This is a genomic window from Rhodococcus sp. 2G (assembly GCF_001886355.1).
Classification (GTDB): Bacteria; Actinomycetota; Actinomycetes; order Mycobacteriales; family Mycobacteriaceae; genus Rhodococcus; species Rhodococcus pyridinivorans.
Genome location: NZ_CP018063.1, coordinates 2,650,969 through 2,677,409 on the forward strand (window position 1 = coordinate 2,650,969; position 26,441 = coordinate 2,677,409).

Sequence of the window (26,441 nt, forward strand, 5' to 3'; positions counted from 1 at the left end):
GCCCTCTACTGCTCGTCGGTGGGGAAGGACGATCTCACTCTGCCATCGACGACTGAGGGGCCGCTGAGAGGGAAGCACATGAACCCGGACCGAGCGCGAACCAGGTGCGCGGCCGGACGACCAGCCATATCGACATCGCCAGGAAGCCGACGTCGCGGGCGATCTCGATCGCGTAGTCGCGGCCGTCGACGCCCTCGACCACACCTCCTCCCCCGAAGCAGCCGCAATCGATCGACAGGCCGCGCGCCCACGCCGAGGCGATCGCGGCGACGAGCGCGACCAGCCCCAAGGCGCTGACGAGCGCTGCGAAGCGCGTCGCGAGACCGACGAGCAGGACCAGGCCCAGGGCCAGTTCGAGAACGGGGAAGGCGGCGGCGAACGGCCGCACCCAGCCGGTGGGCAAAATCTGGTACGCCCGTACCGCCACGACGGTCTGCGTCGGATCCGAGAACTTCACCCAACCGGAGACGAGCCACACCGCCGCCAGACCGTATCGGGCGAGCGTGGAGACGAGACCGACCCACATGCCGGCGACAATACCGGGCGGTCGTCTCACCGCGCCGTGTCGTCGGTCACCTGTGTCACCTGCTCGACGACCCGGGGGCGTCCGACGACGAACCACGGCAGCGTCGCCGCTAGCATGATCACACCCGTGACCGCGAAGGCCGTCGAGTAGGACAACCGGTCCGCGAGGAAGCCTGCGGCGACCGGACCGATCACCGCGCCGACATCGGCGACCATCTGGAAGGTCGCGAGCACCGGCCCGCCCCGGGCCTTGCTGCCCACGACGTCGGCGACGGCGGCCTGCTGCGAGGGATTCGACAGCCCGGACCCCATACCCGCCACGAACGAGGTGATGAGGAACCAGACGACGCTCTCGGTGAATCCCATGGCGATCGTGCTGACCCCGCACACCACCAGACCGGCCAGGACGAAGGGTCGCCGCCCGAACCGGTCGGACAGCTTGCCCGACTTGATGAGGACGAGTGCGTTGCCCACCGCGAAGGCGGTCAGCGCGACACCCGCGAACGCCTCACCCTCGTCGAGCGCCTCGACGACGAACAGAGGCACCATCGCCACGCGGACCCCGAACACCACCCAGCCGTTGGCGAAGTTCGATCCCAGCGCCGCGCGGTAGACCGGCGAGCGCAGCGCGTCGCGCAGGCGCATGACGGGCACGCCGTCCCCACTGTCGGGACGGGCGAGTTCCGACGAGCGCAGGCTGATCCCCACGACCGAGGCCGCGACGAGCAGCGCCACGGCGTAGATGAGAAAGGGTGCGCGCAGCCCCAGTCCGATAAGGGCACCGCCGAAGAGCGGGCCGAGGATGTTGCCCATGAGGAAGCTGGTCGCGTACAGGCCGGACACACGCCCGCGGGCGTCCGGGGGCGCGATCCGCACGAGCAGACCGAGCGCCGACACCGTGAACATCGTCGACCCGATGCCGCCGAGGGCCCGGAAGACGAGCAGCTGCCAGTAGCTCGCCGCGAATGCGCACGCGCCCGTCGACAGGGCGACGATGAGCAGGCCCGTGATGTAGACGGGCCGCTCCCCCAACTTCTGCACCAGCGACCCGCTCGCGGGTGCGAAGAGCAGTCGCATCGCCGCGAACGACGACACGACGACCGTCGCCGCCGTCACACCGACGTCGAAGCTTCGCGCGAATTGGGGCAGCGCGGGAGCGACGAGACCGAAGCCGAGCGCGATCACGAAACTCGCGACGACCAGAACCCAGATTTCCCGCGGCAAAGCCGCATCACGTGTCCGCATGATGCCCACGATGTTAGCGAGGCGCACGACCTCGCCCGGTCGCGCGGTGGGCGAGCGGGCTCAGGACAGGACGGACGAGACGAGTTCGCGTGCCGCCTGCTGGACCTCGGCGAGATGGTCGGGGCCGCGGAACGATTCGGCGTAGATCTTGTAGACGTCCTCGGTGCCGGACGGGCGGGCGGCGAACCACGCGTTCTCGGTGGTGACCTTCAGGCCACCGATCGCGGCACCGTTGCCGGGTGCCGCAGTGAGCGTCGCGGTGATCGGTTCGCCGGCGAGCTCGGTGGCGCCGACCTGCTCGGACGACAGTTTCGACAGCACCGCCTTCTGCTCGCGCGTCGCCGGGGCGTCCACGCGCGCGTAAGCGGGGTCGCCGTACCGATCGACGAGTTCGGCATAGTAGCGGGACGGGCTCTTCTCCGTCACCGCGGTGATCTCCGCCGCGAGCAGGGCGAGGACGATGCCGTCCTTGTCGGTGGTCCACACCGAGCCGTCGCGCCGGAGGAAGGACGCACCGGCGCTCTCCTCCCCGCCGAAGCCCAGCGAACCGTCGCTCAGCCCGGGAACGAACCATTTGAAGCCCACCGGCACCTCGAGCAGGTCGCGGCCGAGGCCGGCGGCGACCCGGTCGATCATCGACGAACTCACGAGCGTCTTGCCCACCTTGCTCGACTCCGCCCAACCGGGGCGATTGCGGAACAGGTAGTCGATCGCGACGGCGAGATAGTGGTTCGGATTGAGCAGACCGGCGTCGGGGGTGACGATGCCGTGCCGGTCGGCGTCGGCGTCGTTGCCGGTCGCGAGGTCGTAGGCCTCGCGGTTGCCGATCAGCGATGCCATGGCGTTCGGCGACGAGCAGTCCATGCGGATCTTCCCGTCGGTGTCGAGCGTCATGAACCGCCAGGTGGCGTCGACGAGCGGATTGACGACGGTGAGGTCAAGGGCGTGCCGTTCGGCGATCTCGCCCCAGTAGTCGACGCTCGCACCGCCCATCGGGTCGGCGCCGATCCGTACCCCGGCAGCACGGACGACGTCGAGATCGACGATGTTCGGCAGATCGTCGATGTAGGCGGCGAGGAAGTCGTGTCGTCCGGCGGACGCGAGCGCCGACGAGAGCGGCACCCGCTTCACCCCGTCGAGTCCGGCGGCGAGCAGTTCGTTGGCGCGAGCGGCGATGACCGACGTCGCGTCGCTGTCGGCCGGACCACCCGACGGGGGGTTGTACTTGAAGCCACCGTCGCGCGGAGGATTGTGCGAGGGGGTGACGACGATCCCGTCGGCGCGGGCACCGGAGCCGGAATTGTGCTGCAGGATCGCGTGACTGACGGCCGGAGTCGGGGTGTAGCGGTCGCGGGAGTCGACGACCACTTCGACGCCGTTCGCGACGAGCACTTCGAGCGCGCTCGCCCAGGCCGGTTCGGACAGAGCGTGCGTGTCGCGGCCGAAGAACAGCGGGCCCGAAGTGCCCTGCTGGGCGCGGTATTCGACGATGGCCTGGGTGGTCGCGAGGATGTGGGCTTCGTTGAACGCACCGTCGAGGCTCGAGCCGCGATGACCGGACGTGCCGAAAGCCACCTGCTGCGAGGCGTTCTCGGGATCCGGTTGCACGGTGTAGTAGGCGGTGACAAGGTGTGCGAGATCTTCGAGATCCGCCGCGGTGGCCGGCTGTCCCGCTCGTTCGTGCGCCATGTGCTCTCCTCGTCGATGGTGGTGTTCTCATCTTGCCGCCGATCCGCGGCACGCGCGGGATGAGTACCCCGATCCGCGCGTCGGTACGGATACTGACGAAAAGGTCATCACGGCCATGGGACCAAAGTTTCTGACCCGAAAGTAGTATTGGCGTTCACAATTAGGTGGGCTAACTTCAGTGAACGAAATGAAGACGATGCCGGGGAGGACATTTCTTCGTTTCGCTCTCGCTGTTTCGGCGCCGTCTCCGACGTCTCCGGGACCGACAGCGACCGTGCCCGTCGTCGAGAACACTCACCCTCTGAGTCTCGACGGCGGGCACTGCCGTTTCCCGAGACTGCCGATCAGGCTCACCCGGACAACAAGAAACCCGGGTAGGTGATCGATGGTCGATCACCTACCCGGGTCGATGGTGGAGCTGCCGGGAATCGAACCCGGGTCCTCCGCCGCCTCGCGAGGGCTTCTCCGTGTGCAGTTCGCTATGTCTCTACTCGGATCTCCCGTTCTCGCGAACAAGACGAGATGACGATCCCAGTCGCTGTTTGTTGTCCCGCACGTCTCCGCGACCGAGCCGTACGGTAGAGCTCTCTAGTCGATGCCAGGATCCGGGTCGAGAGCAAACCCGGGCTGACAGAGACGCGCTCGCTTAGGCAGCGAGGGCGTACTCGCGCTGAGTGGACTCGGCGCTTAATTGGTTGCAGCGACGCTTACGGTGGTCTCTTGCCTGCACCGACACGCTTCCCCTTGCTCAACGTACGCAGTCGAAACCGTTCAGCCCCGTACGCGCCTGCGACCTTCGCAGGACTACCTACTGTAACGACCCGAAGGCCCGATGTCATTCCCATTTTCGAAAACGATTCGTTGCCGGGTCATGAGCCTACTCACACCGCCGCTCACCGGCAACGGAACCGGGTCGGGGTGACCCGAGTCCGGCGTCGCCGGGTGTCACCCGTAGCGCTCCGTCCGGTGACGCGCTTTCCACGATGCCGGGTCCAGCGCCTCCAGGATTCGTGTTCTTCCCACCCCACCCCGGATCAGCCGGGCAGGCTGACGAGTGCGACGGCCAGTCCGGCTGCGAGCAGGCCGAGCAGTTTCACCCGGCTCACGCGCTCTCCGAGCACGATGACGGCGAGTAGCACCGTCACCGCCGGATACAGCGCCGCGATCACGCTCACCAGCGACAGCAGGCCGTGCTGGTAGGCGAACAGCAGTGCACCGTTCGCGATCACGTCGATCACGCCGATCCCGATCAGGATCGGCAGGAGCGACCGGATCGGCCACACCACGGTGCGCCACGAGAAGGCGATCACCAGCCAGACCACGAGGGTGGCGGTCGCGCGGGAGGCGGCGAGCGGCCACAGGCCGGTGCCGGTGCCGACCTGACCGAGGCCGATGAACGACAACGCGAAGGCGATGCCCGATCCGACCGTCCACCACGCGATCCTCGACGTGAAGCGCGGGTGTCCGACACCGGTGACGGTCTCGTCGGATTCGCGGCTGACCAGCCCCACCGCGATCACCGCGACGACGATGCCGAGATAGGCGAGCAGACCTGGCCGGTCCCCCGTCGCGATCCCGAACAGCACGGGGATTCCGGCCACGACGACAGCGGTGACCGGTGAGACGACCGACATCGGCCCGTTCGCCAGTGCGAGGTAGAACCACCAGACGGCGATGCCGCCGGCCACGCCCGCTGCGGCACCCCACGCGAGGGACGCCGCGGTGAGGTCGCCGCCGACGATCGACGCGGCGATCAGGGACACGACGAGCGAAGCCGGGTAGGTGACGGCGACGACGCCGAGTGCGCTCGCGCGACGGGAGGCGGCACCCCCGGCGAAATCGCTGAGGCCGTACCCGACCGCCGCGAGAAGCGCGAGCGCGACCGCGATCAGCGGCTCATGCCCTTCACTCGCCGGCCGAGCTCGCGGGTCACCTCACGTTCGGCGGTCCGGCGGGCGAGATCCTGACGCTTGTCGTAGTCCTGCTTGCCCTTGGCGAGCGCGAGCTCGACCTTGACCTTGCCGTCGGAGAAGTACATCGACAGCGGCACGAGGGTCTGGTTGCCCTCCCGGGTCTTGCCGACGAGCGCGTCGATCTCGCGACGGTGCAGCAGCAGCTTGCGGGTGCGGCGCGGAGCGTGGTTGGTCCACGTGCCGTGCCCGTATTCCGGAATGTGCAGACCCCGCAACCACACCTCGCCGTCGTCGACGGTCGCGAATGCGTCCACCAGGGAGGCCTTTCCCTCCCGCAGGCTCTTGACCTCGGTACCGACGAGGGCGATGCCCGCCTCGTAGGTGTCGAGGATGGTGTAGTTGTGGCGCGCCTTCCGGTTGGTCGCGATGACCTTCCGGCCCTTTTCCTTCACGTGCAGGCCTTTCCGGTCCACGATCGATCGAACAGAACACCGTCCAGCATAGGAACCTCGCACGACACCTTATTCACGCACGTACAGACGCAAGGTCACATACGAGGTGAGAGCGGCCATTCCCACGCCCACGAGGACCAGGAACGGCGAGACCAGAAGGATGTCGCTGTCGGTGATGCGGGCGACGATGTTCGCGTCGTAGACCTCGGTGAGCATGTCGTCGACGAACATGCTCTTGGCGACGAAGAGTCCGCCGATGGCGAGTGCGGCACCCACGATCGCGGCGATCACCGCTTCGAGGAGGAAGGGTAGCTGCGTGTACCAGCGGGTCGCGCCGACCAGCCGCATGATGCCGACCTCGGTGCGGCGGGTGAAGGCCGCGATCTGCACCATGTTCGCGATCAGAAGCACGGCCGCGATCGCCTGGATCGTGGCGATGGCGAACGCGCCGTTGCGGATGCCGCCGAGCACGCCGAACAGACGCTCGACGAGATCCTGCTGGTTGAGCACGCTGTCGACGCCGGGCCGGGTACCGAAATCGTCCTGGATCGCCGCGAATCGATCCGGATCGGACATCTTGATCTTGAAGGAGGCAGGGAAGCTGTCGGCACTCACGAGTTCGGCGAGTTCGGGCTGATCGGCGAAGACACGATCGGTGGCGTCGAGGACGGCGTCGTCGCGGCTCAGGTACTGGACCGACACCACGTCGTCGGTGCTCTCGAGGTCGCTGCGCAGGGTGGAGCAGAGATCCTGCTCGCACTCCGGATCGAGCGAGGAGATGTCCTCGGTCAGGAACACCTGCACCTCGACCCGGTCGAGGAAGATCCGTTCCGTCTTGCCCGCCATCTGGACCACGAGCAGCCCCGCACCGAACAGCGCGAGGGAGATCGCCGTGGTGAGGATCATCGCGATCGTCATGGTGAGGTTGCGGCGCAGGCCGGTGGTGACCTCGCTGAACAGGAAGCTGGCACGCATCGGGTGGGATTCCTTCGGTTGCCTGGTGGGGATGCTCGGGTGACGGGATCTAGCGGCCGACGCCGTAGACGCCGCGTGCCTCGTCGCGCACGACGCGTCCGAGATCGAGTTCGACGACCCGTCGCCGCATCGAGTCGACGATGTGGTGGTCGTGGGTCGCCATGAGCACCGTCGTGCCCGTGCGGTTGATGCGTTCGAGCAGCAGCATGATGTCCTGGCTGGTCTCGGGGTCGAGGTTGCCGGTCGGTTCGTCGGCCATCAGCACGAGCGGCCGGTTGACGAACGCACGCGCGATCGCGACACGCTGCTGTTCGCCGCCGGACAGTTCTGCGGGCACCCGGTCGGCTTTGCCGGACAGTCCCACCAGGTCGAGAACCTCCGGCACCGTCCGTTCGATCACTCCGCGCGGCTTACCGATCACCTCGAGAGCGAACGAGATGTTCTCGGCGACCGTCTTGCGCTGGAGCAACCGGAAGTCCTGGAAGACGCATCCGAGATTCTGGCGCAGCTTCGGTACGCGACGCGCCGGCAGCCGGTTGACGTGGAAATCGGCCACGTGGATGTCGCCGGTGGTGGGCTTCTCCTCTCGCAGGAGCAACCGGAGGAAGGTCGACTTCCCGGATCCGGAGGGACCGATGAGAAAGACGAACTCGCCCTTCTCGACGTGCACCGAGACCCCTTCGAGCGCGGGACGCGTGGACGTCTTGTAGGACTTGGACACATTCTCCAGCCGGATCACGTGGACATGCTAACCGTTACCGGACGGTGACCTACGGCACCGGCTCGTCGGTGCTCTACGACGACGGAGCGTCGGTGTCCTCGGTCACCGTCGGATCCTGCTGGTCGTTCAGTCCGGGGATCGTGGGCAGGTCGAACGGGAACTGCCTGTTCGTCGTGGTGGGGGGCGCTGTCGTCGTGGCATCCTGCGGCGGCGTCCCGCCCTGTTCCCTGCCCGGCACGCCGGTCGCCGTCGTCGGCGGATAGGGCGTGTCGGTGGTCTCCGGCACGGACTTCTCCTGCGGGGCCGTGGTCGCCGGCGGCACGTACGGCACGTAGGGCGTCTCGGAGATGATCACGGCGGTCGACGGCGCATCGGGGGTGTCCTCGGGCTGGTTGAGGAACAGGTAGGTCACCCACAGCGCAAGCCACAGGGTGCACAACGCGAAGGTCGTGGTCCTGATCCGCCCACCGAGGAGGTGCGACGGGATGCGCCTGCGGTGCTTCTCCTCCGGCTCGGTGGCCGCGCCCCCACCCGACGTCCCTCCACCCGGTGTCACTGTGCCTCCACTCGATCGACCACGCTGGCGGTGCCGAGCTGGGGCGTGACGGTGATGCCCTGTTCACGCAGTGCCCGCGCGATCCGCGCACGCAGCAGACGGCCCACCTGGAACTGCTTGCCGGGCAGCGTGCGCGCGACCATGCGGACGCTGAGCTGATCCACTTCGAGGCTCTCGACACCCATCACACTCGGTTCGTCGAGCAACAGCTCCCGCAGGCGGGGTTCCTTGTATGCGGCGACACCCAGTTCGCGCAGGATCTCGGTGACGTCGGCGATGTCGGCGGTCACCGGGATCGGCACGTCCACCACGGCGCGCGCCCAGTCCTTCGACAGGTTGACGGCCTTGTTGATCTGCCCGTTGGGGACGGTGATGACCTCACCCGCCGTGCTACGCACCCGGGTGACGCGCAACGTGACGTCCTCGACGGTGCCGATCGCGTCCTCGGACGCACCGGTCACGGAGATCTGCACGGTGTCGCCGAAGCCGTACTGCCGTTCGGTGATGATGAAGAACCCCGCGAGGATGTCCTGCACGATGCGCTGGGCACCGAAGCCGAGCGCCGCGCCGAGCACGGTCGCCGGCGCGACCAGGCTGCCGATGGGCAGCTGCAGATAGTCGAACACCTTCAGGGTCGCAACGATGTACACGAACGAGATCGCCATCCACGTGACCACCTGGGCGACCGAATGGCGATGCTTCGTCGCCTCGGACCGCACGAGGTCGTCGGACTGCGTGTAGCGCTCGTCGATGCGGCGCGTGATGCGGCTGCCGATCCAGGAGACGAACCGGGCGATCAGAACCGCACCCAGAATCGTGAGTGCGATCAGCAGCCCACTCGTCGACAACCAGTCGAGCAGTCTAGCTCCGGGAAGAAACGGCACAGGCCCCTCTCCTGTTTCCGATCACGATTTCTGCTCTTCTCGCATACGCCAGCGGATGCCCGATTCGAGGAATCCGTCGATGTCGCCGTCGAGCACCGCCGAGGGGTTGTTGACCTCGTACTCGGTGCGCAGGTCCTTGACCATCTGGTAGGGATGCAGCACGTACGAGCGCATCTGGTTGCCCCACGAACTGCCGCCGTCGCCCTTGAGCGCATCCATCTCGGCGCGCTCCTCCTGGCGCTTGCGCTCGAGGAGCTTGGCCTGCAGGACACGCATGGCCGCGACCTTGTTCTGCAACTGCGACTTCTCGTTCTGACAGGTGACGACGATGCCGGTCGGGATATGCGTCAGGCGCACGGCGGAGTCGGTGGTGTTGACCGACTGGCCTCCCGGGCCGGACGAGCGGTAGACGTCGACGCGGACGTCGTTCTCGTCGATGTCGATGTGGTCGGTGGTCTCGACGACGGGCAGCACCTCGACCTCGGCGAAGGAGGTCTGGCGGCGGCCCTGGTTGTCGAAGGGGCTGATGCGGACGAGACGGTGCGTGCCCATCTCGACCGACAGGGTCCCGTAGGTGTAGGGCGCCTTGACGGCGAAGGTGGCGGACTTGATGCCGGCCTCTTCCGCGTAGGAGGTGTCGTAGACCTCGACGCCGTAGCCGTGCTTGTCGGCCCAGCGGATGTACATACGCATGAGCATCTCGGCCCAGTCGGCGGCGTCGACGCCACCGGCGCCCGCGCGGATGTTGACGAGCGCGTCGCGCTGGTCGTACTCGCCGGACAGCAGCGTGCGCACCTCCATCGCCTCGATGTCGGCGCGCAGGCTCTCGCGTTCGGCCTCGGCGTCGGCCAGGGCGGCGGTGCGGGCCTCGCCCTCCTCGCCCTCGGCGAGCTCGTACAGAACCGGGAGATCCTCGAGCCGCTGGCGCAGGCCCTCGACCCGGCGCAGCTCACCCTGTGCGTGCGACAGTTCGCTGGTGACCTTCTGGGCGTGGTCCTGGTCGTTCCACAGCTCGGGGTCGGCGGCCTGGTGTTCGAGTTCGTCGATGCGCCGTCGCAGCTCCTCGACGTCGAGGACCGATTCCACGGTGCGGAGGGTCGTGTCGAGCTCGGTCAGGGCTGCGGAAACATCGGGATGCACGATTCAACAGGTTACCGGAGCGACGAACCGGCCCGCCGTGGGCAGCGATCGACACGGCAGGGCCCGGTCGGGTCGAGCACCGCGCCGACCCCGGAGTGGACGGCAAGCTGCTCGGCCCCGGACGACGGCGGCTAGCGTTTCCGCCATGACCACCGACTACACCGCCGACCTGGACCTCGCACTCCGACTCGCCGACGCGTCCGACGCCATCACCCGCGACCGCTTCGGTGCGCTGGACCTGAAGGTGGACGACAAGCCGGACCTGAGTCCGGTCTCCGACGCCGACCTCGCCGTCGAGCGCGCCATCCGCGAGATGCTCGGCGAGCAGCGACCGGACGACGCGGTGCTCGGCGAGGAGTTCGGTGGCGACGCGGTCTTCCGCGGGCGGCAGTGGGTCGTCGATCCGATCGACGGCACGAAGAACTTCGTGCGTGGCGTACCGGTCTGGGCGAGCCTGATCTCGCTCCTCGAGGACGGTGTGCCCGTCGTGGGCGTGGTCAGCGCCCCGGCACTGAACCGTCGGTGGTGGGCGGCCGCGGACGGCGGCGCCTGGGTGTCGCACGACGGTGCCGAGCCCCGGCGCATCTCGGTGTCGGAGGTGACCGACCTCGCGTCGGCGTCGCTGAGCTTCTCGAGCCTGAGCGGCTGGCACGAGCGTGGCATCCGTGATCGTTTCGTCGCCCTGACCGACGACGTGTGGCGGGTGCGCGCCTACGGCGACTTCTTCTCCTACTGCCTGCTCGCCGAGGGCGCCCTCGAGATCGCGCTCGAACCCGAGGTTTCGCTGTGGGATCTGGCCGCGCTCGACGTGCTGGTGCGCGAGGCAGGTGGACGGTTCACGAACCTCGAGGGTGCGGACGGTCCGCACGGCGGCAGTGCGGTCGCGACCAACGGCACGCTGCACGACGAGGTGCTCGGTCGACTGAAGTGAGTGGCCGGCCCCACGCACGGATGGTCACGCGTGGGGCCGGGTTCGTCAGCGGACCGGGAGATGCACAGCGGTCTCGAGGTCGGCTTCGTTCGTGACGCCCGGATCATCGAGATAGACGTTGAAGTGGTGGGTGGCCACGTCGTCGTCGACCCGGGCCGCGGACAGGCCGTGTTCGGTCAGGAATTCGGCGATCGCCTCGTGGGCCCGCGGGATCGATTCGGCGTACGGCCCGGTCACGGTGGCGACGACCGCCCGGCGTGAGGGGAACTCGTGGACCGTCAGCGGCTCGCGGGCCGTGGTTCCCGGCGCCACCGGCAGGAACACCGATTCGTCGACGTCCGACTCACGGAACTCGCCGTCGTGTTCGATGCAGCCGCCGGGTCCGGTCGGGACGATGCCCTGCTCCTGCAGGGCGGGCATGAAGCGTTGCCACAGTTCACCTTCGGCCGAGTAGTCGGCGACGGTGCCACAGAGGCAGACGTACGTCTGCTGAGGAATCTCGCGCGGCATCGGCGGTCTGCTCGGGGAGGTATCGGCGGTAACCGCTGACCTCGTCGACCACGGCGGGGATCAGCACTCCCTGCGAGTCGTAGTGCCGCAGCATCCGCACGCTGATCCGGGTCAGGGACGAGAACTCTCCGATGGACATCAACCTGGTGGTGTCGGCCATGGCGCCGAGTCTGCGACCTCACACGGTGTGAGAGTCAACTCGTGCTCGCGACACAGCGGACGATGCTGGGCGACACGCGTCCACCGCGGAACTTACTGCGCGGTAGACAGTGACCTTACTCAAAAGTAAGATCGGGAGTGTCCGCTGCCGCATCGAGAGACTTCTGGTGATCATGAGCAAGCAAGACAGCGTGGGCCGCCACACGCCTCGCGACACGTCCGCCGTCGGCCTCAATCCGATCAAACGCGACGCCATGGGTGCTGCCATGCGCGTGCTCACCCGGATCACGGGTTCCGAACTGGCCGACCGGTACAAGATCCGCGAGACGATCGACCGGATCACGTACCAGTCCACGAAGACCGGCTTCAAGACCCTCGGCGCCGCCACGCGCACCTTCAAGAAGATGTCCGGCGGCGCGAGCGGCCCGCAGCGTCTCACCACCGCGAAGAACGCCGACTTCTTCGATCTCACCCCGACCGACGATCAGCAGATGATCACGGAGACGGTGCGTGAGTTCGCCGCCGAGATCCTGCGCCCCGCCGCGCACGACGCCGACGAGGCCGCCGCGGCCCCGGCCGATCTGCTCGCGCGCGCAGCCGAACTCGGCATCACCATGGTCAACGTACCCGAGGCGTTCGACGGCGCCGCCGACGAGCGCGGCGTGGTCACCAACGTGCTGGTCGCCGAGGCCCTCGCGCACGGCGACATGGGCCTGGCCCTGCCGATCCTCGCGCCGAGCGGTGTGGCCGTGGCGCTCACACAGTGGGGCACCGAGGACCAACAGAAGACCTACCTGCCGGCCTTCGCCGGCGACGATGTCCCCCAGGCGTCGGTCGTCATCGCCGAGCCGCGCGCCCTGTTCGATCCCTTCGCGTTGCAGACCAAGGCGGTGCGCTCCCCCAGCGGCTACCGGCTCAACGGCGTGAAGTCGTTCGTCCCGGCGGCGGGCAGCGCCGAACTGTTCGTCGTGGCAGCCGAACTCGACGGTAAGCCGTCCCTCTTCCTCGTCGAGGCGAAGAGCAAGGGCGTCGTGATCGAGGCCGATCCGGGCATGGGCCTGCGCGCCGCCGGACTGGGCCGCCTTCTGCTCGAGGACGTCGCGGTGCCGGAATCGGCACGTCTCGGCGACGACGACGCCGACGTCCGCGCCGAGCAGTACGCCGACGCCGTGCGCCTGTCGCGCCTGGGCTGGGCAGCTCTGGCGATGGGCACCGGTCGGGCCGTGCTCGACTACGTGGTCCCCTACGTCAACGAGCGCGAGGCGTTCGGCGAGCCCATCAGCCACCGGCAGGCGGTGGCGTTCATGGTGGCCAACATCAAGATCGAGCTCGACGGTCTACGTCTGGTCACCCTGCGCGGTGCGTCGCGGGCCGAGCAGGGCCTGTCGTTCGCTCGCGAGGCGGCCCTGGCCCGCAAGCTCGCCACCGACAAGGGCATGCAGTTCGGCCTCGACGGCGTCCAGCTGCTCGGCGGCCACGGCTACACCAAGGAACACCCCGTCGAACGTTGGTACCGCGACCTGCGAGCAATCGGAGTCGCCGAGGGCGTCGTCCTCGTCTGATCGGCCCGACCCGAACAAGGAACCTGTGATGATCAATCTCGAACTTCCCCGGAAGCTCAAGGCTTCCGCGAACCAGGCCCATCAGGTCGCCGCGCAGATTTTCCGGCCGATCTCCCGCAAGTACGACCTCGCCGAGCACGAGTACCCCACCGAACTCGACACCATGGCCGCGATGGTCGAAGGGCTCAACGACTCCGGCCAGGGCGCGGCGGGTGCCGCGCTCGGCCGCGACAGCAAGGCCAAGCAGGACGGCCCCGCCGGAAATGCCAACGGCGGCAACATGGCCGGACTCCTCAATGTCATCGAGACGTGCTGGGGCGACGTCGGCCTGACCCTGTCGATCCCCTACCAGGGCCTGGGCAATTCCGCGATCGCCGCGGTGGCCACCGACGAGCAGCTCGAACGCTTCGGCAAGGCGTGGGCCTCCATGGCAATCACCGAGCCCGGTTTCGGATCCGATTCGGCGGCCGTGACGACCACGGCCGTGCTCGACGGCGACGAGTGGGTCCTCAACGGCGAGAAGATCTTCGTCACCGCCGGTGAGCGTTCCACGCACATCGTCGTGTGGGCGTCCGTCGACAGGTCGAAGGGCCGCGCCGCGATCAAGTCGTTCGTCGTGCCGCGCGAGGCTCCCGGACTCTCGGTCGCGCGTCTCGAGAAGAAGCTCGGCATCAAGGCATCCGACACCGCGGTGCTCGTGCTCGACAACTGCCGCATCCCGAAGGACAACATCCTCGGCTCCCCGGAGGTGAACACCGAGAAGGGGTTCGCCGGGGTCATGCAGACCTTCGACAACACGCGTCCGATCGTGGCCGGCATGGCCGTGGGTCTCGGTCGTGCGGTACTCGAGGAACTGCGCACGATCCTGAAGGAGGCGGGCGTCGAGGTCTCCTACGACATCCCCGCCAACAACCAGCATGCCGCGGCCGCCGAGTTCCTCGCGCTCGAGGCCGACTGGGAGGCCGCCTACCTGCTCGCGCTGCGCGCGACGTGGATGGCCGACAACAAGAAGCCCAACTCCCTCGAGGCGTCGGTGTCGAAGGCGAAGGCCGGCCGCACCGGCACCGCGGTCTCGCTCAAGGCCGTCGAACTCACCGGAACCTACGGGTATTCGCAGCGACCGCTGCTCGAGAAGTGGGCACGCGATTCCAAGATTCTCGACATCTTCGAGGGCACCCAGCAGATCCAGCAGCTCATCGTCGCTCGGCGGGTGCTCGGAAAGTCGTCCTCCGAACTGAAATAACGCTCGGGGCATGGGGTCCGTCCGCGGGCGCCGGAAGGATGGGACCGGTGTCTGCGCACGGTACCGGACGTGTCGGAGGATCCATCGGGGTAGAGCCCTCGCCGCAGGTGCGGCGAGGGCTCTACCCGTTCCAGGAAGATCATCCGTGGAAGATTGCCTGGAATGTGAGCTACGTCACGGCTACTGTGTGTGCTGACGCCGACACACAGCTAGGGGGACGGATGCTCGGTCAGGACATTCTCGGCAGGATCACGAGTGGGCGGATCACGCTCGACGACACGATCGGCCAGGTCAAGGACACCATCGGATCACTCGCGGTACTCCATCGCGCAGGTCTGCTGCACTTTCCGCGCGTGGACCACAGCATCGGAACGATCATGGCGGCCAACAAGTACGGCCCCTTCGCCGGCGCCGTGCACGCACAGGCCGAACGCGGTCTCGACGCCGTCGCCCTGATCGACGAGGCCGGCGATGTCACCTACAAGGAACTCGAGGCCCGCTCCAATGCCCTCGTGCGTGCGTGGCAACGCGCCGGGGTGGAGCCGGGATCGGTCATGGGCATCATGGCCCGGAATCACCGCGGTCTCGTGTTGACGATGCTCGCCACCGCCAAGCTCGGTGTGCGACTGGTGATGATGAACACCGGTTTCGCGCCGCGGCAACTCGTCGATGTCGCAGCGCGCGAACAGGTCTCGACGTTCGTCTTCGACAGCGAATTCGCCGAGGTCGCAGCCGCGCTCCCCGACGACGTGCGCCGGTACGTCTCCTGGGCGGACGACGAGGTCCCCGGCATCCCGACGCTGGAGCAGTCGATCGAAGGGCTGGACGGCTCGTCCCTGCCCGCGCCGGAGGTCTTCGGTGGATTCGTATTGCTCACCAGCGGCACCACCGGCACCCCGAAGGGCGCGCCGCGCGGCCGCACGTCACCGTTCGCGTCGGTCCAGTTCCTCGATCGGGTTCCGCTGCGCCCCGGGCAGACGATGCTCATGGCCGCCCCGGCCTTCCACGGCACCGGCGTCTCGCAGTTCGCGCTCGCCCTCGCACTGGGTCAGACCGTGGTGATGATGCGGCGCTTCTCCCCCGTCGACACCTTGGGCCTCGTCGAGCAGCACGGAGCGATCGTGCTGGTGGTGGTCCCGACGATGCTGCAGCGGATCCTCGACCTCGGACCGGAGAAGATCGCCGAGTACGACACCTCGAGCCTGAAGATCGTCTTCTCCGCGGGTTCGTCGCTCTCGCCCGACGTGTGTCGCCGGACGACGGAGGCGTTCGGACACGTGCTCTACAACCTGTACGGCTCCACCGAATGCGCCGTCGCGACGGTCGCGACCCCCGACGACATCCGGCAAGCCCCCGGCACGGCCGGTCGCCCTCCCGTGACGTGTCGGGTGGTGCTGTTCGACGACGACGGCAACCGCATCACCGAGCCGCACGTCCCCGGCCGCATCTTCGTCTCGAGCGGCCTGTCCTTCGCCGGCTACACCGACGGTCGCGACAAGGAACGCATCGACGGGTTGCTGTCGATCGGCGACATCGGGCACTGGGACGAGAACGGCCTGCTCTTCGTCAACGGTCGCGACGACGACATGATCGTCTCCGGCGGCGAGAACGTCTATCCGCTCGAGGTCGAGAACCTGCTCGCCGAGCGGGAGGACATACTCGATGCCGCCGTGGTGGGTGTCCCCGATCCCGAGTTCGGGCAGCGGCTGCGAGCCTTCGTGGTTCCCTCCCCCGACTCCTCCCGCAACGCCGAGGACATCAAGGCGTTCGTGAAGTCGAATCTCGCCCGGTACAAGGTTCCGCGCGAGGTGGTTTTCCTCGACGAGCTGCCGCGCAACGCCACCGGGAAGCTGCTGCGCCGGGTGCTGGTGGAGATGGATCTGCCCGAGGATCCCGAGAAGGGGTACACCACCGCTCGGGGGTGATCCCCTCGAACGAACGAAGGCCGGTCGTCCGAGACGACCGGCCTTCGTGGTGGTAGCGGGGACAGGATTTGAACCTGCGACCTCTGGGTTATGAGCCCAGCGAGCTACCGAGCTGCTCCACCCCGCGTTGCATGAATGAACCTACACGAGCACGGAAACGGAATGCAAATCGCCTCGTCGGACGCGGATGGGCCTCGACGACAACCGAAATCGCAACCCCGAGGTGTCTCGGTTCACATTTCCACCATGACTATCGCCACATAACGGCGGTGTAACGATCTTGCATCGACCCCCGTTATCACCTTCCTGAGCTGCGAAGACTCAATCGTCCCATCCCATCACGTGGACAAACACCTCTCCCGGCGGAGGATGACGCGCCGCGGAGCGCTTTGTACTGTCGGTCCCGGCTCGAAACAGCCGAGCCACCACCGGCCCGTCGCCGCCAGTCTGCCCCGCGGGATCCGGTGCCTACGAAGACCCGAGGGGCAGGGACGCAACCGACGTGGTCCCCGATCCGGACGGAGACATTTCTCCGTCGACCGAGATCGACGAGGGCCGTCGCGCTCCGCGAGCGCGGGAAGGACTCCACAGAATGACCAACTTCAGCACGCGTGCATTCCGCACTGCCGTCGTCACCGGTGCACTCGCCGCGGTTCCGTTCGCGCTCGCCACCGGCACCGCGTCCGCCGCCCAGCACAACTGGGACGGCGTCGCCCAATGCGAGAGCGGTGGCAACTGGGCCATCAACACCGGCAACGGCTACTACGGCGGCCTGCAGTTCTCGCAGAGCACCTGGGAGGCCAACGGCGGCAGCGGCCGCGCGGACCAAGCCTCGAAGGCGGAGCAGATCCGTGTCGCCGAGAACGTCCTGCAGACGCAGGGCCCCGGCGCGTGGCCCGTCTGCGGTCAGTACCTGACAACCGAATCCGCGCCGGCTCCCGCCGCACCCGAGGCGCCCGCACCGGCACCCGAGGCTCCGGCACCCGCGGCTCCGGCCGCCCCCGAGTTGCCGGCCGAGGTCACCCAGGCCGTCGACACCGCGAACCAGCTCGCCCAGCAGTACGGCTTCGGCGCCGAGTTCGCGCAGATCGTCGATATCACGCTGGCCGGTCGCTGACGCAGACCGTCTCTGCGAACACGACGAAGGCCCGCGGTGCGAACCGCGGGCCTTCGTCGTGTCGGTTTCCGTTACCGGATCAGCCGCCGGTGGATTCAGCCGCCAGTGGATTCAGCCGCCAGTGGATTCAGCCGCCCGTGGATTCGTAGGCATCGACGGCTTGCTGCACCCGCCGCAGCGCCCGTCCGTAGGCTTCGAAATCGCCGCTGGTCTGCGCGTTGGCCAGCTCCGCGAGTGCCGAATCGAGCTCCGCGACCGCGGCATCGCGATTCGCGGGAGTCGTCGGCGCCGGCGAGGCGGGCTGCTGTTGCTGCTGATCGGAAGGCTGGTTCTCGTCCGTGGTGCCCTCGATCACCTCGCCCCGCGTCTCGTCCTCCACCTCGGCGGTGGGCAGCGCCTCGCCACCGGGAGCGGTGGCCGCGTCGCCGACGCCGGGACCGAACACCTGGTCGAGCGCACCGGCGAGAGTCGGTGCGTAACCGATCCGGACGCCACCGCTGGCACCCGGCTCCCGGTAGCTGACGAGCACGCGCGACAGCTGCGGGAAGGTCGACGTGCTACCCGCCGTCGCGTTGCGCTCGGTGTACATCGGCTGGACGTACAGGATGCCGCCGTCCGCGATGGGCAGGGTGAGCAGGTTGCCGTATTGGATCCGGTTGGACCGTTCGAGCAGGGTCCGTTCCGAAGCCACTCGGGTGTCGGAGATCATCGCATTCTGCGTCTGCTCCGGACCGAAGGTCTGCGTATCCGTCGGCAACTGCAGGATCGTGAACTTCCCGTAGTTCTCCGGATCGGATTCGACCGAGATGTACGCCGACAGGAACTGCCGGTTGTAACCCACCATCGCCGAGGTCAGACGGAACCGGGGATCCGCCGTCTCGCGATCGCCCATGAGCAGGTAGTAGGGCGGCTGGTTCGCGCTGGTGTCGACCGTCGGGTCCGCCGGCACCGACCAGAACGCATTGTTCGTGAAGAACTCGCGCGGGTCGTCGACGTGGTACTTGGCGAGCATCTCGCGCTGCACCTTGAACAGATCCTCCGGGTACCGGAAGTGCGCCCGCAGCTCGTCGGAGATCTGGTCCTGCGGGGTCACCGCATCGGGGAAGACACCCATCCACGCCTTCAGGACCGGGTCCTCATCGTCGACCTGGTAGAGCGTCACCGTGCCGTCGTAGGCATCGACCGTCGCCTTCACCGAGTTGCGGATGTACGAGACCTCCTTGCGGGGCAGCAACCGGCCGGTGTTCTGGTCGATGCTGTCCTCGACGAGGCCCTCGAGCGACGCGCGCTGCGCGTACGGGTAGTAGTCGAGCGTGGTGTACGCGTCGACGACCCACTTGATGCGGCCGTCGATCGCGGCCGGGTAGGCGTCGCCGTCGGCCGTCAGCCACGGCGCGACCTTCGTCACGCGCTCACGCGGGTCGCGGTTGAACAGGATCTTCGAGTCGCTGCCGATGGCGCTCGAGAACAGGATGTTGCGTTCGCCGTACTTCGCGGCGAAGGCGAGCCGGTTGAACCAGTTGCCGATGTCGACGCCGCCCGAGCCGGTGTAGGTGTACTTTTCGGTGTCGGTGTCGTACTCGCGCGGACCGGACGAGTCGGCGCTGTTGCCGACGATCGCGTAGTCCGGATCGGCCTCGGCGATGACCTCGCCGTAGTAGATGCGGGGCTGCTCGACGGGGATGACCTGGTTCTCCGCAGCGAGCGACGCCAGGTCGCTGACGAAGTAGACGGGATAGCCGCTGTTGCTGTTGGCGGCCTCCTCCGCCGAGGCACTCGCGGCGGCGTTCACGCGGTTGGCGGGCGCCGCGACGAGACCGTTGCCGTGCGTGTACACGGTGTGGCGGTTGATCCAGTCGGTCTGGTTGCCGGTCAGGCTCGTCGGCGAGAGCTCACGCGCCGCGACGATGTAATCCTCCATACGACCGTCGAGCTCGTACCGGTCGATGTCGAGCGACTCGGGGTAGCCGTAGAAGTTCTTCAGCTGCGTCTGCTGCGTGAACGTGCGGGGAAGCACGTTCGGGTCGAGCAGGCGGGCGTTCGCGATCGTGGTGATGTCGGCCGGGATGTTCTCGGGCGAGGTGGTGCCCACACCCGGGTAGTCCTCGTACGCCACCTTGTCGTCGGTGATGCCGTACGCCTCGCGGGTCGCGGCGATGTTGCGCTCGATGTACTCGCTCTCCTTGTCGGCAGCGTTCGGGCGCACCGAGAACTGCTCGACCATGAGCGGGTACACCGCACCGACGAGGATCGACGAGAGCACGAGCAGCGCCGTCGCGAGCGCGGGGATCCGCAGGTCGCGCAGGAAGATCGCGGCGAAGAACGCGATCGCGCAGATGACGGCGATCGCGAGCAGGATGAGCTTGGCCGGCAACACCGCATTGATGTCGGTGAAGCCACCGCCGGTGAAGGTGGGTTCCTTGCGGCTGCTCCACAGCAGTTCGTACCGATCGAGCCAGTAGGCGAACGCTTTGAACGCGACGAACAGGCCGGCGAGGACCGCGAGCTGCACACGCGAGGCCGTCGACATGCTTCCCCCGCGACCGGCGAGGCGGATGCCGCCGAAGATGTAGTGGGTGACGAGGTTCGCGATGAACCCGAGCACGATCGCGACGAAGAACCAGTTGAGCAGGAAGCGGTAGAACGGCAGGTCGAAGGCGTAGAAGCCGACGTCGAGACCGAACTGCGGATCGGTGGTGCCGAAGTCGCCGCCGTTGAAGAACATCTGGACGGTGACCCAGCCGGCCTGGGCGACCAGACCGGAGAGCACACCGAGCACGACCGGGATACCGATCCCGAAGGCGCGCATGCGCGTCATCACGGTGGTGCGGTAGCGCGCCACCGGATCGTTGGGTCCGGTGGTCGGCACGAAGACCGGGCGCGACCGGTAGGCGAGCAGCATCGCCAGCCAGACGACACCGCCGATGAACAACCCGACCGCCAGGAACAGTGCGATCCGGGTCAGGAGAACCTTGACGTATACGTCCCGGAAGTCGACCTCGCCGAACCAGAGCCAGTTGGTGTAGGTGTCCACCAACCGTGGTCCGAGCAGGAGCAGCACTGCGGCCACCACTGCCAGGATCAGCAGAACTCTGCTCCGCTTCGACAATGTAGGTACTCCGGTCGGGGGCCTCATGCCCACGTGCCACGCTCCCAACTCGTCCGGCGGCGCGATCGCACCGCATCTGTACGTCTCGCGCTCGACGAAAGCGTGCGAGCACGCCTCGTTCTCACGGAGTGACCGTTTCGCCCCACTCTACGGAATCCTCGTACAGGGGGTCGCACGACGCAGGTCCGGCAGCGCACACCCGCGTACGGGTGCCAGGATAGGCCGGTGAACCAACGTCTTCCCGTACCTTCCGAACAAGGACTCGCGCGCGCCGTCCACGAGATCATCGATTTCGCGGATGCGGAGGGTTGGGACCGCCCTCCCGTCATGTTCGCGCTCGTCCCGACCGTGCTTCTCGCAGCCGCCGAACCCGCCCTCGCCGACCAGCTCGACGAGGGACACGAGTACACCCCGATCGCGCAGGAATCTTTCCCCGACGACGTCGAGGGCGGCAGTCCCGCACTCGAGGAGTTCCTCGCCACGACCACCTGGCCCGGATCGGTTGCCGGGTGCGCTCTCGTGCAGGAGGTGGTCGTGCTGCCGCCGAGCGCCGAGAACGAACTCGACGACGCCTTCACGCCATTGCTCGCCGACGCCCACGCGGCAGACGAGGCGGCCCGGCTCGCAGCGCACAGTCACCCGGAACGACGCGCCGCCCGCCTCATCTCCGCGGTCCTGCGCGACGGGCCGTCACTCTCGCTCCTTCAGTTGCGCCCCCTCGACGACGACGATCCGTTCGCGGGCACTGAACTGCGGACCTACGACAACCTCGCCCCGCACGTCGTGGCCGCGTTGTACGCGACCCTCGAGGCGAGCGACGACGACTACTGAGAGGGCGATCACCGCACTGCCGGCCCCCGTGCGGCGCGCGGGATCGGCTGCCGACGGGCGGGATCAGCTGCAGGCGGGCGCGTCGCGTCCGTCCGCGATCGCTGCCAGCGCGTCGATCGCACCCTCGAGCGTCTCGACCTTCACGAGCTGCACGCCCTCGGGGGCGCCGCTCTGCGCCTCCGCGCAGTTCTCGGCGGGCACCAGGAAGACGGTCGCGCCGTCCTCCGACGCCGCGGTGAGCTTGTGGGTGATCCCGCCGATCGGACCGACCATCCCGTCCGAGTCGATGGTGCCGGTACCGGCGACGTCCAGACCGCCGTTGAGCAGGCCCGGGCTGAGCTTGTCCACCACGGCCAGACTGAACATCAGGCCGGCGGACGGTCCGCCGATGTCGGCGAGGTTGAAGGTGACCTCGAAGGGCACCTCGGGAACCTCCTCGGTGGCGATGCCCAGGAAGCCCTTGTCCGGGTCGCCGGGCCGGGGACCGACGGGAACGTCGAACGACTCCTCGGCATCGCCGCGCCGGACGGTGACGTCCACCGACTCACCGGGCGGCACGTCGCCGACCGCGCGCTGGACCTGGCCGGCCGTGCGCATCTCCTCGCCGCCGACGGCGACGATCCGGTCGCCCGCCTCGAGCAACCCGGCGGCAGGGGCGTCCTGGCCCACCTCGGCGATCCGCAGGGTCACCGGCAGGTCGAGATAGTGCAGGGCGGCGAGTTCGGCGGACCGCTCCGACTGGGCGAACTGCGCCTGGTCGACGGCCTGGACCTCGTCCTTGCTGCGGTCGGGCGGGTAGACCTGCTCGCGCGGCGCCACGCCGTAGCGCCCGCTGATCCAGGCGGTGAAGGTCTGCGCGAGGGTGAGATTGTCGGTGACCCCGACGGTCGTCATGAACAGACTGCCCTCGGTCTCGTCCGCCTCGATCCCCTCGAGCGCGACGACCGGGGTGCCCTCGATCTCCCCGAGCGTGTCGAAGACGGGGCCGGGGCCGAGCGCCACGTACGGCGCCCGGACGTTGAACGCCACGACCACGATGACGAGGATCGGGAGCACGAGCGCGAGCGGCAGGACGTAGCGACGATTCACCCGGCCAGGGTAACGGTCGCCCGACCACCCCCTTCACACCACGACCGTGTCGTGTTCGCCATGAGCGTGACCACGACGCCGGTCCCCGCCCTGGACGCCTTGTACCGTTGGATACATGAGCGACACGCCCTTCGGATTCTCGAATCCCGACGACGACCCCGACCGTAGGAAGGACGAGGGTTCCGGTAGCGGCGGAGCCGGTGGCGGCATGCCCTTCGGATTCGGACTCCCCGGCAGCGGTGGGGGCGACAACCCGTTCGGCGGTCAGGGCTTCGATCCCGCGCAGTTCGGTCAGATGCTCAGCCAGTTCGGCCAGATGCTCGCCGGTATGGGCAGCGCCATGGGTTCCGGCGGCGGCTCGGGTCCGGTCAACTACGACATCGCGACGAAGCTCGCACGTCAGCAGATCGGGTCCGTCGACCCGGTCTCGCCCCGTACCGCCGACGCCGTGACGGACGCCGCGCGCCTCGCGGAACTGTGGCTCGACGCGGCCACCACGCTGCCCGCGGGTGCGTCGAAGGTCGTGGCGTGGACGCCCGTCGACTGGCTCGACAACACCCTCGAGACGTGGAAGCGCCTGTGCGATCCGATCGCCGAGCAGGTCAACGGCATGATGCTGAACGGTCTGCCCGAGGAGGCCCGTGCGATGGCCGGGCCCATGCTCGGGATGTTCTCGCAGATGGGTGGGGCTGCTTTCGGCTCCCAGCTCGGCCAGGCCCTCGGCCAGTTGTCGAAGGAAGTGCTCACCTCCACCGATATCGGTCTCCCCCTCGGCCCGGAGGGCACCGCCGCTCTCCTGCCGGCCGCGGTCGAGAGCTTCGGTGAAGGACTCGAGCAGCCCGCTCAGGAGGTGCTCGTCTTCCTCGCCGCACGCGAGGCCGCCCACCAGCGCCTCTACAGCCACGTGCCGTGGCTGCGTCAGCGGATGCTGGCGACCGTCGAGGAGTACGCACGCGGCATCCGCATGGACATGTCGTCGATCGAGGATCTCGCCCAGGGACTCGACCCGTCGGCACTCACCGACCCGTCCAAGCTCGAGGAAATCCTCAAGCAGGGCGCGTTCGAACCCCAGACCACCCCGGAGCAGAAGGCCGCACTCGAACGACTCGAGACGATGCTCGCGCTCGTCGAGGGCTGGGTCGAGACGGTCGTCGCCGACGCGCTCGGCGAGCGGCTCCCGGGTGCCTCGGCCCTCACCGAGACCCTGCGCCGTCGCCGCGCCACGGGCGGACCGGCCGAGCAGACCTTCGCTACGCTCGTCGGCCTCGAGCTCCGGCCCCGGAAGGTGCGCGAGGCCGCTGCGCTGTGGCGACGCCTCACCACCGACGCCGGCACCGAGGCCCGCGACCATGTGTGGGCGCATCCCGACCTGCTGCCGGACTCGTCGGATCTCGACAACCCGACGGCCTTCGTCGATCGTGTGATCGGCGGTGGCACCGGAGCCTTCGAGGATCCGATCGCCCAGCTTCAGGCGACCATGGAACGTGAGCAGGCCGAACGGGATCGCGCGGCCGAGGACGGATCCGGCGAGGACCGGCCCGGGGACGACAGCACCTCCTAGAACGACCCGATAGAGGCACCCGCGCCTGTGGACAAACTGCTCCTCGTGAGCCGTCCACGGGCGCGGATACTGTCAGTCTGTCTCCATGATCACCGCATCGCGCGAGACGACCACGAATCCCGCGCCGGCCGAGGCTGCAGTTCTCCGGGTCGATCCGGAACTGGCCGTGCTCGAGCGGTCCGACGGCTCGCTCCAGCTCGGCTGGGGTCCCAGCACCGCGACCGTCGTCCTGCCACCCCAGGGCATGGACAGCTTCGACCTCGGCGTTCTCGTCCGACTGCTCGACGGCCGGCTCACCCTCGACGAGGTGCTGGACGTCGCAGCCGAGCGCGGGCTTCCGTCCGGACGGGTCCGGCAGGTGCTCGATGAGCTCACCGCGACGGGTGCGGTCCGGCAGGTCCCCGCGTCGCCCGGTCCGGCGCGACCGCGGCGGGTGCGGGTCCACGGCTCGGGTCCGCTCGCTTCGGCGATCGTCGAGGATCTCCCGGTATGGGATGTGCGGTGGGTGCGCTCGTCGTCCGGTGACGAACTGCAGGACCCGGCCGACTGTGTCGTCCTCGCCGACGGGCAGGTGCCCGACCCCCATCTCGTGAACATGCTCGTGCGGGCCGGTATCCCCCATCTCGCGGTGCGGATCAGGGACGGACGCGGCATCGTCGGCCCGCTCGTACTCCCCGGCCGGAGCAGTTGTCTGCGCTGCGCCGATCTCGTGCGGGCCGATCTCGATCCGTCCTGGCCGCGACTGGCGAGTCAGCTGTACGGGCGGCAGGGCCACGCCGGCAGGGCGGTGACGTCGGCGACCGCGGCGATGGCCGTCGGCCAGATCGAGGCGTTCCTCTCCGCAGATCCGTCCGTGACCCCGGCGGTCGACCGCACACTCGAACTGGACCTGCGAACCCACCGCATCGTCACGCGCCGATGGTTCCGTCACCCCCGGTGCGACTGCTCGGCCATCGCTCGGGTCGGTCAGGCATGATGGGGGGCGTGCCAGACATCCCTCGCAGAAGCTCGTCCCGCACTGCCAAGCTCGCGAGCATTCCTCTGGGAATCGCCGGGCGCGCCGCTGTCGGTTTCGGCCGTCGACTCGCCGGTGGAGATCGGGAGGAGATCGACGCCGAGATGACGGCGAAGGCCGCCGAACAGTTGTTCAGTGTGTTGGGCGAACTCAAGGGCGGCGCCATGAAGTTCGGCCAGGCCCTGAGCGTGATGGAAGCCGCCGTCCCGGAGGAGTTCGCCGAGCCGTATCGGGAGGCGCTCACCAAACTGCAGGCGGAGGCCCCTCCACTGCCCGCCCAAGCCGTGCACCGCGTGCTCGACCAGCAACTCGGCACGAAGTGGCGTGAGCGCTTCGAGTCGTTCGACGACGTGCCCGTCGCGTCGGCCAGTATCGGCCAGGTGCACCGGGCCGTGTGGTCGGACGGACGCGAGGTCGCGGTGAAGGTCCAGTACCCGGGCGCCGACGAGGCTCTGCGCGCCGACATGCGCACGCTGTCCCGGTTCGCCGGATTGTTCGCCACGATGATGCCGGGTGCCGATGTGCGTGCGCTGCTCGACGAGTTGTCCGCACGCACCGAGGAAGAGCTCGACTACCGGATCGAGGCCGACAACCAGCGAGCCTTCGCGAAGGCCTTCGCCGGCGACGAGAAGTTCGTGATCCCGCGTGTCGTCGCGAGCGCCCCGAAAGTCGTCGTGACCGAATGGCTTTCGGCCACTCCGCTGTCTGTGATCATCAGCGGTGGCACGCGGGAGCAGCGCAACCGGGCCGGTGCGCTGCTCGCGGAGTTCCACTTCTGTTCGCCCGCGCGCGCCGGTCTGCTCCACAGCGACCCGCATCCGGGCAATTTCATGCTTCTCGACGACGGCCGTCTCGGAGTCATCGACTTCGGGGCCACGGCGTCGATGCCCGACGGCTTCCCGCCGGTGCTCGGACGGATGGTCCGACTCGCCCTCGAGGAACGTTTCGACGAACTCACCCGGCTGCTCTACGACAACAAGTTCGTCCTGCCCGGCCGCACGGTCACCGACGAGGAGATCGCCGACTACCTCCGGCCGTTCACCGACCCGATCCACACCGAGTCGTTCCACTTCACCCGCACATGGCTGCAGCGGGTGGCGGGCACGGCCACGGACTTCTCGAGTTCGACCTTCAAGACGGCTCGGACGCTGAATCTTCCGCCCGAGTACGTGAGTGTGTTCCGGGTGCTGCTCGGCTCGGTCGGCATCTGCGCTCAGCTCGACGCCGAGGCGCCGTACATGCGCATCCTCAGTGAATGGCTACCCGGCTTCGTCGAGGAGTGACGAAGC

General features: G+C 68.0%; 23 protein-coding genes, 1 tRNA gene and 1 other RNA gene. 9 read left to right on the forward strand and 16 right to left on the reverse strand.

Translation table 11 applies throughout. From position 1 onward, the window contains the following. Window positions 1–34 precede the first annotated feature (34 nt). The 11 genes from BO226_RS12515 to prfB all read right to left on the reverse strand — a co-directional run bounded on the left by BO226_RS12515 (window position 35) and on the right by prfB (window position 10,100). The gene (locus BO226_RS12515; RefSeq protein ID WP_071935386.1) at window positions 35–526 is read right to left on the reverse strand and encodes a MauE/DoxX family redox-associated membrane protein; all 492 of its coding nucleotides are present in this window, start codon (window positions 524–526) and stop codon (window positions 35–37) included. Between the two features lie 26 nt (window positions 527–552). Continuing rightward, window positions 553–1,770 (reverse strand): MFS transporter, encoded by a 1,218-nt coding sequence (locus BO226_RS12520; protein ID WP_071936430.1) that lies wholly within the window; start codon window positions 1,768–1,770, stop codon window positions 553–555. A 60-nt stretch (window positions 1,771–1,830) separates the two neighbouring features. Beyond that, the gene (gene pgm / locus BO226_RS12525; RefSeq protein ID WP_024101457.1) at window positions 1,831–3,459 is read right to left on the reverse strand and encodes a phosphoglucomutase (alpha-D-glucose-1,6-bisphosphate-dependent); all 1,629 of its coding nucleotides are present in this window, start codon (window positions 3,457–3,459) and stop codon (window positions 1,831–1,833) included. Window positions 3,460–3,869: 410 nt separating this feature from the next. Further along, window positions 3,870–4,238: a transfer-messenger RNA gene (gene ssrA / locus BO226_RS12530) on the reverse strand. A gap of 255 nt (window positions 4,239–4,493) precedes the next feature. Continuing rightward, window positions 4,494–5,351 carry a DMT family transporter gene (locus BO226_RS12535; protein ID WP_051121498.1) on the reverse strand — a complete coding sequence of 286 codons (858 nt, stop codon included), beginning with the start codon at window positions 5,349–5,351 and terminating at the stop codon, window positions 4,494–4,496. Further along, entirely contained in the window at window positions 5,348–5,824 is a 477-nt protein-coding gene (smpB, locus tag BO226_RS12540) for an SsrA-binding protein SmpB (protein WP_024101458.1), read from the reverse strand. Before smpB ends, BO226_RS12535 begins: the two co-directional genes overlap by 4 nt. Before the next feature lie 69 nt (window positions 5,825–5,893). Then, window positions 5,894–6,799: a permease-like cell division protein FtsX gene (gene ftsX, locus BO226_RS12545; RefSeq protein WP_006550352.1), complete on the reverse strand. Its 906-nt coding sequence runs from the start codon at window positions 6,797–6,799 to the stop codon at window positions 5,894–5,896. 49 nt (window positions 6,800–6,848) lie between these two features. Then, window positions 6,849–7,538, reverse strand: a complete 690-nt coding sequence (gene ftsE / locus BO226_RS12550; protein WP_071935387.1) for a cell division ATP-binding protein FtsE — start codon at window positions 7,536–7,538, stop codon at window positions 6,849–6,851. A gap of 55 nt (window positions 7,539–7,593) precedes the next feature. Continuing rightward, window positions 7,594–8,076: a hypothetical protein gene (locus BO226_RS12555; RefSeq protein WP_064851517.1), complete on the reverse strand. Its 483-nt coding sequence runs from the start codon at window positions 8,074–8,076 to the stop codon at window positions 7,594–7,596. Further along, complete coding sequence (locus tag BO226_RS12560; RefSeq protein WP_232237949.1) at window positions 8,073–8,960, reverse strand: mechanosensitive ion channel family protein; 888 nt, start codon at window positions 8,958–8,960, stop codon at window positions 8,073–8,075. Before BO226_RS12560 ends, BO226_RS12555 begins: the two co-directional genes overlap by 4 nt. Before the next feature lie 21 nt (window positions 8,961–8,981). After that, window positions 8,982–10,100 carry a peptide chain release factor 2 gene (gene prfB / locus BO226_RS12565; RefSeq protein WP_006550345.1) on the reverse strand — a complete coding sequence of 373 codons (1,119 nt, stop codon included), beginning with the start codon at window positions 10,098–10,100 and terminating at the stop codon, window positions 8,982–8,984. Between the two features lie 145 nt (window positions 10,101–10,245). On the opposite strand from prfB, the gene hisN reads away from it, so the two are divergent. Then, entirely contained in the window at window positions 10,246–11,031 is a 786-nt protein-coding gene (gene hisN, locus BO226_RS12570) for a histidinol-phosphatase (protein ID WP_006550344.1), read from the forward strand. Window positions 11,032–11,076: 45 nt separating this feature from the next. Here the strand turns inward: hisN and BO226_RS12575 are convergent, their stop codons facing one another. Together BO226_RS12575 and BO226_RS28110 are read right to left on the reverse strand one after the other, a co-directional pair. Beyond that, the gene (locus tag BO226_RS12575; RefSeq protein WP_232237950.1) at window positions 11,077–11,541 is read right to left on the reverse strand and encodes a GyrI-like domain-containing protein; all 465 of its coding nucleotides are present in this window, start codon (window positions 11,539–11,541) and stop codon (window positions 11,077–11,079) included. Then, window positions 11,468–11,701: a MerR family DNA-binding transcriptional regulator gene (locus BO226_RS28110; protein ID WP_231913094.1), complete on the reverse strand. Its 234-nt coding sequence runs from the start codon at window positions 11,699–11,701 to the stop codon at window positions 11,468–11,470. Before BO226_RS28110 ends, BO226_RS12575 begins: the two co-directional genes overlap by 74 nt. 166 nt (window positions 11,702–11,867) lie before the next feature. Here BO226_RS28110 and BO226_RS12580 point away from each other — a divergent pair, with 166 nt between their 5' ends. The 3 genes from BO226_RS12580 (at window position 11,868) to BO226_RS12590 (ending at window position 16,430) form a co-directional block, all read left to right on the forward strand. Then, complete coding sequence (locus BO226_RS12580) at window positions 11,868–13,262, forward strand: acyl-CoA dehydrogenase family protein (protein WP_071935388.1); 1,395 nt, start codon at window positions 11,868–11,870, stop codon at window positions 13,260–13,262. Between the two features lie 28 nt (window positions 13,263–13,290). Further along, entirely contained in the window at window positions 13,291–14,505 is a 1,215-nt protein-coding gene (locus BO226_RS12585; protein ID WP_071935389.1) for an acyl-CoA dehydrogenase family protein, read from the forward strand. A 221-nt stretch (window positions 14,506–14,726) separates the two neighbouring features. Next, entirely contained in the window at window positions 14,727–16,430 is a 1,704-nt protein-coding gene (locus BO226_RS12590; RefSeq protein WP_052040031.1) for an acyl-CoA synthetase, read from the forward strand. A 50-nt stretch (window positions 16,431–16,480) separates the two neighbouring features. Here BO226_RS12590 and BO226_RS12595 read toward each other — a convergent pair. Continuing rightward, window positions 16,481–16,557, reverse strand: a tRNA-Met gene (locus BO226_RS12595). Window positions 16,558–17,022: 465 nt separating this feature from the next. Between BO226_RS12595 and BO226_RS12600 the strand changes: the two genes are divergently transcribed. Next, window positions 17,023–17,547, forward strand: a complete 525-nt coding sequence (locus BO226_RS12600; protein ID WP_006550275.1) for a transglycosylase family protein — start codon at window positions 17,023–17,025, stop codon at window positions 17,545–17,547. A gap of 127 nt (window positions 17,548–17,674) precedes the next feature. On the opposite strand, the gene BO226_RS12605 is transcribed toward BO226_RS12600, so the two are convergent. After that, entirely contained in the window at window positions 17,675–20,689 is a 3,015-nt protein-coding gene (locus BO226_RS12605) for a UPF0182 family protein (protein ID WP_024101464.1), read from the reverse strand. 192 nt (window positions 20,690–20,881) lie between these two features. On the opposite strand from BO226_RS12605, the gene BO226_RS12610 reads away from it, so the two are divergent. Beyond that, the gene (locus tag BO226_RS12610; protein ID WP_006550273.1) at window positions 20,882–21,487 is read left to right on the forward strand and encodes a PPA1309 family protein; all 606 of its coding nucleotides are present in this window, start codon (window positions 20,882–20,884) and stop codon (window positions 21,485–21,487) included. A gap of 63 nt (window positions 21,488–21,550) precedes the next feature. Here BO226_RS12610 and BO226_RS12615 read toward each other — a convergent pair whose 3' ends face one another. Then, window positions 21,551–22,576 (reverse strand): YlbL family protein, encoded by a 1,026-nt coding sequence (locus tag BO226_RS12615; RefSeq protein WP_064061582.1) that lies wholly within the window; start codon window positions 22,574–22,576, stop codon window positions 21,551–21,553. 115 nt (window positions 22,577–22,691) lie between these two features. Between BO226_RS12615 and BO226_RS12620 the strand changes: the two genes are divergently transcribed. The 3 genes from BO226_RS12620 (at window position 22,692) to BO226_RS12630 (ending at window position 26,435) form a co-directional block, all read left to right on the forward strand. Then, on the forward strand, window positions 22,692–24,137 hold the full coding sequence (locus tag BO226_RS12620) for a zinc-dependent metalloprotease (RefSeq protein ID WP_071935390.1): 1,446 nt from the start codon (window positions 22,692–22,694) through the stop codon (window positions 24,135–24,137). A gap of 85 nt (window positions 24,138–24,222) precedes the next feature. After that, window positions 24,223–25,113, forward strand: a complete 891-nt coding sequence (locus BO226_RS12625; protein ID WP_071935391.1) for a TOMM precursor leader peptide-binding protein — start codon at window positions 24,223–24,225, stop codon at window positions 25,111–25,113. Then, window positions 25,110–26,435 carry an ABC1 kinase family protein gene (locus BO226_RS12630; RefSeq protein WP_033097113.1) on the forward strand — a complete coding sequence of 442 codons (1,326 nt, stop codon included), beginning with the start codon at window positions 25,110–25,112 and terminating at the stop codon, window positions 26,433–26,435. Before BO226_RS12625 ends, BO226_RS12630 begins: the two co-directional genes overlap by 4 nt. The last annotated feature ends 6 nt before the right edge of the window (window positions 26,436–26,441 follow it).

Bases quoted from the DNA above. Each gene is read 5' to 3' on its own strand.
- BO226_RS12575 (WP_232237950.1), bottom strand. From the start codon at position 11,541: ATGCCGCGCGAGATTCCTCAGCAGACGTACGTCTGCCTCTGTGGCACC.
- BO226_RS12585 (WP_071935389.1), top strand. From the start codon at position 13,291: ATGATCAATCTCGAACTTCCCCGGAAGCTCAAGGCTTCCGCGAACCAG.
- BO226_RS28110 (WP_231913094.1), bottom strand. From the start codon at position 11,701: ATGGCCGACACCACCAGGTTGATGTCCATCGGAGAGTTCTCGTCCCTG.
- BO226_RS12625 (WP_071935391.1), top strand. From the start codon at position 24,223: ATGATCACCGCATCGCGCGAGACGACCACGAATCCCGCGCCGGCCGAG.
- BO226_RS12630 (WP_033097113.1), top strand. From the start codon at position 25,110: ATGATGGGGGGCGTGCCAGACATCCCTCGCAGAAGCTCGTCCCGCACT.
- ftsX (WP_006550352.1), bottom strand. From the start codon at position 6,799: ATGCGTGCCAGCTTCCTGTTCAGCGAGGTCACCACCGGCCTGCGCCGC.
- BO226_RS12620 (WP_071935390.1), top strand. From the start codon at position 22,692: ATGAGCGACACGCCCTTCGGATTCTCGAATCCCGACGACGACCCCGAC.
- hisN (WP_006550344.1), top strand. From the start codon at position 10,246: ATGACCACCGACTACACCGCCGACCTGGACCTCGCACTCCGACTCGCC.
- BO226_RS12520 (WP_071936430.1), bottom strand. From the start codon at position 1,770: ATGCGGACACGTGATGCGGCTTTGCCGCGGGAAATCTGGGTTCTGGTC.
- BO226_RS12590 (WP_052040031.1), top strand. From the start codon at position 14,727: ATGCTCGGTCAGGACATTCTCGGCAGGATCACGAGTGGGCGGATCACG.
- BO226_RS12600 (WP_006550275.1), top strand. From the start codon at position 17,023: ATGACCAACTTCAGCACGCGTGCATTCCGCACTGCCGTCGTCACCGGT.
- BO226_RS12515 (WP_071935386.1), bottom strand. From the start codon at position 526: ATGTGGGTCGGTCTCGTCTCCACGCTCGCCCGATACGGTCTGGCGGCG.
- pgm (WP_024101457.1), bottom strand. From the start codon at position 3,459: ATGGCGCACGAACGAGCGGGACAGCCGGCCACCGCGGCGGATCTCGAA.